A 9905-nucleotide genomic window follows, 5' to 3' on the forward strand; every position below is an offset into this window, starting at 1 on the left:
AAACCGCTGGCGGTCCTTCTAGATGCTGTACAGCGGGACGGCGTTCATGGCCAGCGCGCGGAACGTCCGTTGTGTCGCGCGTGCCTCGGCCGCCGGCCTGTCTCCCGGTGGGCCCGGGAAGTACATGTCCGCGACATCACCGTTGTAGGCGGCACAGTAGATCTCCCAGAACGGGATGTCGTTTTCGAACCATGCCCACCCTTCCACGCACCGTGGTGCCAGGGTCTGTATGGCGACCTGGTTGGCGCTGCGCAGCTCGCTCGTCAGGCCGAACGTCTGGAAGCCCGCCCTGGCCCGCGCGGCCATCGCGATCGGGCCGATGATGTTGACGACCGCCGCGAGGTTGTCTGCCGCAGCCTTGTCCGAGACCGCGCGCAGCACGCTGCTGGCCAGCGTCGCGCACCCGGTCGCGTCCTGCGCCCACAGCTGAAGCACTGTCTGGTTGTCGAACCGGTCGATGTCGGCGAACTCGATGACGTGGTGGCGTACGCACCCCTGCACCTCGGCCGCGGCTAGCGCGTCCACATGCGCGATGATCTGCGTCTTCGCGCCCTCCACCGCGGCGATGATCTGCTGCACCGCGCTCTTGATCGCGGCGTCCGAGGCACCGCCACCAAGGATGCTCTTGACCAGAGTGACGGCCTTGTTCGCGATGTCCAGGTACTTGTTGATCTCGTCGGCGGTGTCTGCCTGAGCCGGCCGGACCGTGCCCGGCACCACCACCGCGACCGCGACCAGCGCGGCGACCAACACCCGGACTACCCGTGCTCTCATCCCACTCCCTGTCGTGTGGTCCCCATGAGCCTTTGCCGAAGACTTTGTGGGGCAGGGCTGGACGGATTCTCGACAAGAACTGGACGCGCGGAGCTCAGGGCAGCGTGAGCAGGGCGGCGGCCTTTCCGGTCGACCAGTGCGGGTGCAGCACGGCGAGCGCGTCCGCGGTCGCGGCGGCGCGGAGGCTGCCGGACCGGGCGCCCGGCACGATCCGCGCCTGCCCGTCGCCGATCTCCACGGGCGCCAGTCGCACGCCCTCCGGGTACGGGCTGGCGGCGCCCACCACGGGCAGCGTCACCGGCGTTGCCAGCATCCGGCCGGCCAGCGCGGCCACCACCGGTTCGAGGAGGGTCAACCCGGCGACCAGGCCGGCGAAGGGGTTTCCGGGCAGCCCGACGACCCACCGGCCGGCGGCGGTCACGGCCAGCGCCTGCGGATGGCCAGGGCGGCAGCGGACCCCGTTGACGAGCCAGCGCGCGCCGAGGCCGGCGAGCACCGTGGGCAGGTGGTCGGCGGCGCCGGCCGAGGACGACCCGGTCACCACGACCACGTCGGCCGTGGCGCTCTCGATCGCGGTCCGGAGGAGGTCGGCGTCGTCCCGCAGGAAGTGGTCCTCGACCGGCTCGCCGCCCGCCCGCCCGGCGATGGCGGCCACGATCGGGCTCAGCGCGTCGCGCACCTGCCCGGCGCCCGGTATGCCCCGGGTCACCACCTCGTCACCGGTGACCAGCACCGCGACCGCGGGCCGGCGGTGGACCGTCAGCTCGTCGGCGCCGGCCTGCGCGGCCGCGCCGAGCACGGCGGCCGTCGCGATCCGGCCGGCGGGCACCACCTCGTCACCGGCGTGGGCGTCCTCACCGGCCCGCCGGATGTGGTCCTTGGCTTCACGCGCGCCGCTCACCAGGCCGCCGTCGACATGGCAGATCTCGTACGGCAGCACGGCTTCGGCCCCGTCCGGCACGATCGCGCCGGTGGCGATCTCGACCGCCTCGCCGGCGGCGAGCACACCCGGCCAGCCCGGACGCCCGGCCAGCACCCGGCCGGCGATCCGCCACGGGCCGCACCCGGCCACCGCGAACCCGTCCATGGCGGCCGTGTCGAATGCGGGCGCGGCGACCAGTGCCCGCACGGGGGCGGCGAGGACCCGCCCGGCGGCCGCACCGAGCGGGACCCGCTCAGCGCCCAAGGCGGCCGGTGCGGTGGCGGCCACCGCCCGCGCCTGCGCCCACGGCATCCCGCGAGCGCTCTGGGATGCGGGCGGTAGGATCGCGGTCGCGTACATCACACGGCCCAGTGCACCGCGCCGATGTGTCACCTGTAGGCCATACCCGCTTCCGGCGTGCGACGAACGCCTCTCCACGCCGCCCCGGGCGGTTGTGAGGACCGCCCGGGGCGACTTCGTGGTCAGTAGCGGTAGTGGTCGGCCTTGTACGGCCCCTCGACATCCACGCCGAGGTACTCCGCCTGCTTCTTCGTGAGGGTGGTCAGCCGCACGCCAAGCGCGTCGAGGTGCAGCCGCGCCACCTTCTCGTCGAGGTGCTTCGGCAGCGTGTACACCTTGGTCTCGTACTCGCCCGGCTTGGTGAACAGCTCGATCTGGGCGATCGTCTGGTTCGTGAACGAGTTGGACATCACGAAGCTCGGGTGACCGGTCGCGTTGCCGAGGTTCATCAGGCGGCCCTCGGAGAGCACGAGAATCGCGTGCCCGTCCGGGAAGAGCCACTCGTGCACCTGCGGCTTCACCTCGGTCTTCACGATGCCGGGCACGCGCGCCAGCCCGGCCATGTCGATCTCGGTGTCGAAGTGACCGACGTTGGCGACGATCGCGTTGTGCTTCATCCGGGCCATCTGGTCGGCCATGATGATGTCGGTGCCGCCGGTCGTGGTGATGAAGATGTCGGCCTGCTCGACCACGTCTTCGAGCTCCACGACCTGGAGGCCCTCCATCGCCGCCTGAAGCGCGCAGATCGGGTCGATCTCGGTGACCACGACCCGTGCGCCCTGGCCGCGCAGCGACTCGACCGCGCCCTTGCCGACGTCGCCGAAGCCGCAGACCACCGCGAGCTTGCCGCCGAGCATCACGTCGGTGGCGCGGTTGAGGCCGTCGACGAGGGAGTGCCGGATGCCGTACTTGTTGTCGAACTTCGACTTCGTCACCGAGTCGTTCACGTTGATCGCCGGGAAGAGCAGGCGCCCTTCGCGGGCCAGCCGGTAGAGCCGGGCGACGCCGTTGGTGGTCTCCTCGGAGACACCGCGGATGCCCGCCGCGAGCCGGGTGAACCGCTTGGTGTCGGCCGCGAAGCTGCCCCGCAGCGACTCGAGGATCAGCCGGTACTCTTCGTGGTCGTCCGCCTGGGCCTCCGGCACCGCGCCGGCCGTCTCGAACTCGACGCCCTTGTGCACCAGCAGCGTCACGTCACCGCCGTCGTCGACGATCATGTTCGGCCCCTGGCCGTCGCCGAAGTCGAACAGCTGCATCGTGCACCACCAGTACTCCTCCAGCGTCTCGCCCTTCCAGGCGAACACCGGGGTACCCGACGGCGCCTCGATCGTCCCCTCCGGACCGACGACGACCGCGGCCGCCGCCTCGTCCTGGGTGGAGAAGATGTTGCAGGACACCCAGCGCACCTGCGCGCCAAGGGCGACCAGCGTCTCGATCAGCACCGCGGTCTGGATGGTCATGTGCAGCGAGCCCGCGACCCGTGCGCCACGCAGCGGCTGCTGGTCGGCGAACTCCCGCCGGATCGCCATCAGGCCCGGCATCTCCTGCTCGGCCAGCCGCATCTGATGCCGGCCGAAGTCGGCCAGCGAGAGGTCGCGAACAGCGAACTCGACACCGTTCAGCTTTTGGATGGACACAGACATAGGAAGAGGACACCTCCTCTGTAGGAGGCGCCCTTCAAACCTGGCAACCATGTCGAGCGTGGCGGGCTCAAAGGCCCGTTGCAGCGCCTCTCGACCGGTGCTACGCCGATGGCGGCGTAGCACCCACCATAACCCGAGACCCGCCACCCGCGCGACGCCGAGAGCACCTTTCAAGAAGTGCCGTCTATCTCAGAGCGGCCACCTGTGCGGAGTCGGGGGCCGGCTCGGCGAGCTCGTGGCGGAGCTTCTCGCCCTCGACGTCCACATTGGGCATGAGGCGGTCGAGCCAGCGCGGCAGCCACCACGCAGACCGTCCGAGCAGGGTCATCACCGCGGGAACGATCGTCATACGCACGACGAACGCGTCGAAGAGGATCGCCACCGAGAGCGCGAAGCCGATCGATTTGATCAGCGCCTCGTGGGAGAGGATGAAGCCGGCGAAGACACTGATCATGATGATCGCCGCCGCGGTCACGACGCGCGCGCCGTGGCCGAAGCCGGTGACCACCGCCTCGGTGGGTTTGGCGCCGTGCACGTACTCCTCGCGCATCCGGGTGACCAGGAAGACCTGGTAGTCCATCGCGAGGCCGAAGACGATGCCGACCAGCAGCACGGGCAGCAACGACATGATCGGCGCGGTCTCCTCGACGCCGAAGAGCCCGGCCAGCCACCCCCACTGGAAGACAGCCACGACCGCGCCGAACGTGGCCACCACCGACAGCAGGAAGCCGAGCGTCGCCTTGAGCGGCACGACGATCGAGCGGAACACGAGCGCGAGCAGCACGAACGCGAGGCCGACCACCACCGCGAGGTACGGCACAAGCGCACCGCCCATCTTGTCGGAAACGTCGATGTTCAACGCCGTCTGCCCGGTGACGGAAAGGTCCGCGCTGAGCGCGCCGTCGGTGTGGCGGATGGCGGTGACGAGGTCCTCGGTGGCGGCGCTGCTGGGCGCGCTGGCCGGGATGACGGTCAGCAGGGCGGTGTCACCAGCCGGGTTGAGCACCGGCGGCGCGACGGCGGCCACGTCGGGCAGGGCCTTGATGGCCGTCGTAGCCTCGTCGGCCGCGGCCGGCGCGTCCGGCGCGTCCACGACGACGGTCAGCGGGCCGTTGAACCCTGGCCCGAAGCCCTGGCTGAGCAGGTCGTACGCCTTGCGCTGCGTGGTGTCGGGCGCGGCGGTGCCGTCGTCCGGCAGGCCGAGCCGCAGGCTCAGCGCGGGGATCGCGATCACGCCGAGGGCGAGCACCGCGGCCACCAGCACCGCCGCCGGTCGCCGGGTGACGAAGCGGGCCCATCGGGTACCGGCGGTGGGCTTGCCGTTGCCCGCGGTCTCCGGGTCGCGTCCGCGCCGGCCCATGATCCGTCGCCCGGCGAAGCCGAGCAGGGCGGGTAGCAGGGTCAGCGCGATCAGCACGGCGACGACCACTGTGGACGCGGCGGCGAGACCCATCTCGGTCAGCAGCGGGATGTTCACGACGGCGAGCGCGGCAAGCGCGATCACCACGGTCAGTCCGGCGAAAACCACGGCGGAACCGGCCGTGCCCACCGCGCGGCCCGCGGCCTCCTCGCCCTCGCGCCCGGTGGCCAGCTCGTGCCGGTACCGGGAGACGATGAACAGCGCGTAGTCGATGGCGACGGCCAGGCCCAGCATCAGCGCGAGGATCGAGGTCGTCGAGGCCATGTCGACGAAGCCGCTGACAACGAAGATGCCGCTGATGCCGATGCCGATCCCGATGATCGCGGTGAGCAGCGGCAGCCCGGCGGCGACGAGCGACCCGAATGTGATCACCAGTACCACCGCGGCCACCACGAGGCCGAGTACCTCCGTCGCCGAGGTGCCGACCGGTGGACTCAGCGCGTCACCGCCCATCTCGACGGTGAGCCCGGCCGCGCGGGCGGGCTCTGCGGCGGCGGTGAGCGCGTCGCGGGACGCGTCGGTGACGTCCAACCCCTGCACGGCGTAGGTCACCTGGCTGTACGCGACCGTGCCGGCCGGGTTGACGCCGCCCGCCTGGTACGGGTCGGACACGCCGCCCACCTGCGGCGCCACCTTGAGCGCGGCGACCGTCTGCTCGATCGCGGTCTTGTTGGCCGGGTCGGCGAGCGTCTCCCCGGACGGCGCGGCGAACACCACCCGCGCGGTCGCGCCGCCCGCACCCGCCTGCGGAAACCGCTCGCCCAGCAGGTCGATGGCCTTCTGCGACTCGGTGCCGGGGACGGTGAACGCGCTGGACGTCGGCCCCGACAGCGTGAGGGCACCGACGCCGAAGGCGGCCAGCACCGCCAGCCACAGCACCAGGACCAGCTTTCGGCGCCGGTACGAGAACCGCGCAAGGCGGTACAGATAGGTCGCCATGGGTCGTTTTCCCCCCTGTATTCGGGCGTGCGTGCTCGACCCCGCGACCGGTCGGTGGCGAGGCTCGTGGGCTCTGGGTGGGTGTTAGCGGGGCGGCTCGCGCAGCCCCGCGCCGAGCTGGTCGAACGCCTCGCCCAGCAGGTCGGTCAGTTCGCGCCCGGTCTTACCCGCGCGCCAGACGTCGATGGAGGCGATCAGCGCCGCGTGCAGGCTGGCGACGAGCAGGCGCGGGTAGATGTCGCGCTCGGGGTCGGTGCCGGACCGCTCGGCCACCGCCTCGACGACCATGCGCCCGACCTCTTCGCGCAGCACGTCGTTACGCGAGGTGAGGGACGGGCTGGTCTCCATCAGCCGCATCCGGACGGCGATCTGCTCGATGCTGGTGCCGCTGCCCGCGATCAGGTCGTCGGCGATATGCCGGATCGCCTCCAGTGCCGACTCCGCTGCCGGCCGGGCTCGCAGCGCGCCCACGACATCGCGGACGAAGTCCCAGGTCGCGGCCAGGATGGCCTCTTCTTTGTTGGCGAAATAGTTGTGAAACGTGCGCGGTGAGACGCCCGCGGCCTCGGCGATCGCCTCCGCGGTCACGTGCTCGACGCCACGCTCCTGCGCGAGCCGCATCGCCGCCTCGCTCAACGCGGCGCGCGTCGCCGCCTTCTTCCGCTCCCGCAGTCCGGCATCACTCACCCTGCCGAAGCTAGCAAACAAACTTGCTGGCGCCCAGCAAGATTGCCGAGAGCCAGCAAGTTTCCTGAGATCATTCTCAGGTTCGGGGGCGCTGCCGGCCTTCCCCGTGGGGAAGAGAAGGCCGGCAGGCCCGGATCAGTTGCCGATACTCGCCTGTGGCCCGGCGTACTGGCGCAGCAGCGCGGGCACGTCGGTGGCGGCGTGGAGCGTGTACGAGTAGAAGCTGGACGGGTTGAAGGCCGCGCCCTTCGACGTCACCTTGCCGGAGTCCCACGGGCTGTTGACCCGGATGTTGCCCCGGTTGACCAGCTCGCCGGCCTCCACGTAGTACGGATTGCGGCTGTTTTCGAAGTAGCTGTTTTCGATGACGCCCTTTGTCAGGCCGCGGATGTAGTTGCCGTACGACGAGGTGTTCTGGACGTAGTTGTTGTACAGGTGGCAGTACGCGATGTTGTCCGCGCTGGGGTTGCGCGTGCGCGTGTTCTGCAACCAGTTGTGGTGGATGGTGATCCGCGCGGTTACGTTCTCCGTCCAGCCGATGCCGAAGGTCTTGTTGTTGTCCACCAGGTGGTTCCACGAGACGGTCAGGTTGGTGGTGTCCTTGCGGCTGTCGATGAGACCGTCGTTCATCCGCGACAGCCGGTTGTGGTCGATCCAGATCCGGTTGGCGGTGTCCATCTGGATCGCGTCGTAGTCATACGCGTCGTCACCCGGGTCGTCGTCGGGCATGAGCGTGTCGCGGATCGTCAGGTTGCGGATGATGACGTTGCTGACCCCGGCGCCGAGGAAGAACCCGCCGCCGACGATGTGCCCGCTGGTGCCGACGCCGATGATGCTCTTGTTGGAGGCGACCCGCAGCTCCGTCCCCTTCGGACTGATGTTGATGGTGCCGGCCACCCGGATCACGTACGGGGCGCTCGCGGTCACGTACTGGTTGAGCTGAGACTGGTTGGTGACGGTCACCGTCTGACCGCCGGCGCCGCCGGTGACACCCTGGGCGAAGCCGTCCGGCACGTTGGAGTACGGCACGCCCGGCGTCCCGCCGCCGACCTGGCTGAAGAGCCATTGCATGCGGGCGACGTCGGAGCACGCCTCCTGCACGGTCGCGGCGCTGCCCGGGTCACTCACACACAGCCCACTCGCCGCGCTCCTGACGGTGTATTTGCCGGATGCCGCGCCCGAGGCGGTGAAGGACCACCGCTGGTTCACTTTCGTGCCGTCGCCGCAGCCCCACTGCTGGAGCTGCACACCCGAGGTGGACGAGCCCGACGGCACGTCCGCACAGCGGGTGCTGTTGACGTTCACCAGGTTGAAACCACCGGCGGACGACGACACCACCCGCCACTGCTGCCGGGTCGAACCCGCGCTGCACGAGGCCTGCTGGAGCAACGCGCCGTTGTCGGCCGAGCCGCCGGTGACCTCCAGGCACCGGCCCGAGGCACCCGCGGCGAGCGTGTAGACGCCACCGTTGGTCGGCGTGGCGGCGTTCGCCGGGAGCACCGACACCGCGACGATCGCGGCCGGCACGACCAGGCCGACCACGGACAGGCCGATCAGTTTCCGTTTCATGCTTGTCCTTTCGGGAGAGGGTGTGGTCATAGCGGGTTCCAGCCGTCGGAGCCGGCGAGATAGCGCTGCGGCGTGTAGCTGGCGGCCTGGGAGTCGGACAGCTGCGGGCGGTTGCCGTTCGTGCCCGCGCCCGACCCCGTGTTCCGGTACTCCAGGAAGCGCGCGTTCTGCCAGAGGTTGCCGGACATGTCGGTCCAGGGCTGGGCGGTGCGGATGGTCGCGCTGAGCGTCGACTCGCGGTAGAGCACCTGCGCGTCCGGGCGCCACGGGCGGCCGAGCTGGGTGGTGTTGTTCGTCGCCCCGGTGATGTTCGAGCGATAGAACAGGAACCCGTACGTCTTCGTGGCGGCGGTGCTGGCCGCGGTGATCGGCCCGCCCGTCGAGCGCTTCTCGTAGATGGAGCAGTTGTCGAAGACGATCGTGCCGCCGCCGAAGATGAAGTCGACGGTGCCCTCCACATAGGAGTTCACGACATACGCGCGGGTGGCGTCGTTCACCAGGAAGGTGTCCTGGTCGCCGAGCAGCCGCACGTTGTCGAAGACGGCCCGGTCGGCGTTGAGGTTGAGCGCCACGGCCTGGTGACCGCTGCTCGCCGAGTTCTCGTCGAAGTCGTTCGAGATGGTCAGGTTGGTCGCGACGAAGTCGCGGCCGTCGACGAACGCGGTGGCGCTGCCGGACGTGCCGTGCGTGCCGGCGGAGTTGTGGTAGACGATGACCACATTCGACGGTCCGGAGCCGAGACCCTGAAGCGTGACGAGCGGCTTGTTGGACGGCACCCGGATGACCTCGCGGTAGGTGCCGGCCTTGATGGTGATGACCCGGCGGGTGGTGTTGTCGGCCGGGACCGCGTCGATCGCCGCCTGCACGGTGCGGTACGTGCCGGTGCCGTCGGACGCCACGGTCGGCGTTCCGGTCGGCGGCGGTGTCGTGCCGCCCACCTGGTTGAAGAGCCACTGCATCCGCGCGACGTCCGAGCATCCCTCTTGGACGATCGGGTTGTTGCCCGCCGTCGAGCCGTCCTTGTCGCTCACGCACAGCCCGCTCGCCGCGCTCGCGATGGTGTATTTGCCGGACGCGGCGCCCGAAGCGGCGAAGGACCACCGCTGGTTCACCTTCGTGCCGTCACCGCAGCCCCACTGCTGCAACCGCACACCGGAAGCGGTCGAGGCGGACGGCACGTCGGCACAGCGCGTGCTGTTCACGTTGACCAGGTTGAACCCGCCGGCCGACGACGATGTGACGCGCCACTGCTGCCGGGTCGAGCCGGCGGTGCACGAGGCCTGCTGGAGCAGGGCTCCGTTGTCCACCGAGCCGCCCGCGACCTCCAGGCACTTGCCGGACGCTCCGACGGCGAGCGTGTAGACACCGCCGTTCGCCGGTGTGGCGGCACTCGCCGGGAGCGCGGACACCGCGACGATCGCCGCCGGCACCGCGACAGCCAGGGCGGCGGCCAGCGTCAGTCGTTTGAACATGCGCATCCCTTCTTGCACAGGGGACGGCCGCGCGTGCGATGGGAGAGTGGCGCCGGCCGTCGTCGAGTGGCTGCGTGATAGTTCGCCGCGAGCCCGGACAGGCGACGAGACCGGGGACGGCGGTTGCCCAGCCACCGATCCCAGTCGATGCGTAGATGAGGCTATGCCACGCCCGACCG

General features: G+C 70.2%; 7 protein-coding genes. All 7 read right to left on the reverse strand.

Features of this window, described 5'->3' with window-relative positions; all coding sequences use genetic code 11:
• Positions 1-18 precede the first annotated feature (18 nt).
• A complete protein-coding gene (locus AC5L36_RS00110) occupies positions 19-774 on the reverse strand; it encodes a hypothetical protein (RefSeq protein WP_441216270.1) in 756 nt (251 codons plus the stop codon).
• Positions 775-868: 94 nt separating this feature from the next.
• Positions 869-2008, reverse strand: coding sequence for a molybdopterin molybdotransferase MoeA (locus tag AC5L36_RS00115; protein ID WP_441216268.1), 1140 nt, complete (start codon positions 2006-2008; stop codon positions 869-871).
• A gap of 170 nt (positions 2009-2178) precedes the next feature.
• The gene (ahcY, locus tag AC5L36_RS00120; RefSeq protein WP_441216266.1) at positions 2179-3639 is read right to left on the reverse strand and encodes an adenosylhomocysteinase; all 1461 of its coding nucleotides are present in this window, start codon (positions 3637-3639) and stop codon (positions 2179-2181) included.
• Between the two features lie 184 nt (positions 3640-3823).
• On the reverse strand, positions 3824-5998 hold the full coding sequence (locus tag AC5L36_RS00125; RefSeq protein ID WP_441216264.1) for an MMPL family transporter: 2175 nt from the start codon (positions 5996-5998) through the stop codon (positions 3824-3826).
• Between the two features lie 84 nt (positions 5999-6082).
• Positions 6083-6685 (reverse strand): TetR/AcrR family transcriptional regulator, encoded by a 603-nt coding sequence (locus tag AC5L36_RS00130; RefSeq protein ID WP_441216262.1) that lies wholly within the window; start codon positions 6683-6685, stop codon positions 6083-6085.
• 135 nt (positions 6686-6820) lie between these two features.
• A complete protein-coding gene (locus tag AC5L36_RS00135; protein ID WP_441216261.1) occupies positions 6821-8254 on the reverse strand; it encodes an RICIN domain-containing protein in 1434 nt (477 codons plus the stop codon).
• A gap of 26 nt (positions 8255-8280) precedes the next feature.
• The gene (locus AC5L36_RS00140; protein WP_441216260.1) at positions 8281-9726 is read right to left on the reverse strand and encodes a pectinesterase family protein; all 1446 of its coding nucleotides are present in this window, start codon (positions 9724-9726) and stop codon (positions 8281-8283) included.
• Between the last annotated feature and the right edge of the window lie 179 nt (positions 9727-9905).

This window comes from Phytohabitans sp. LZ39, from assembly GCF_059359075.1.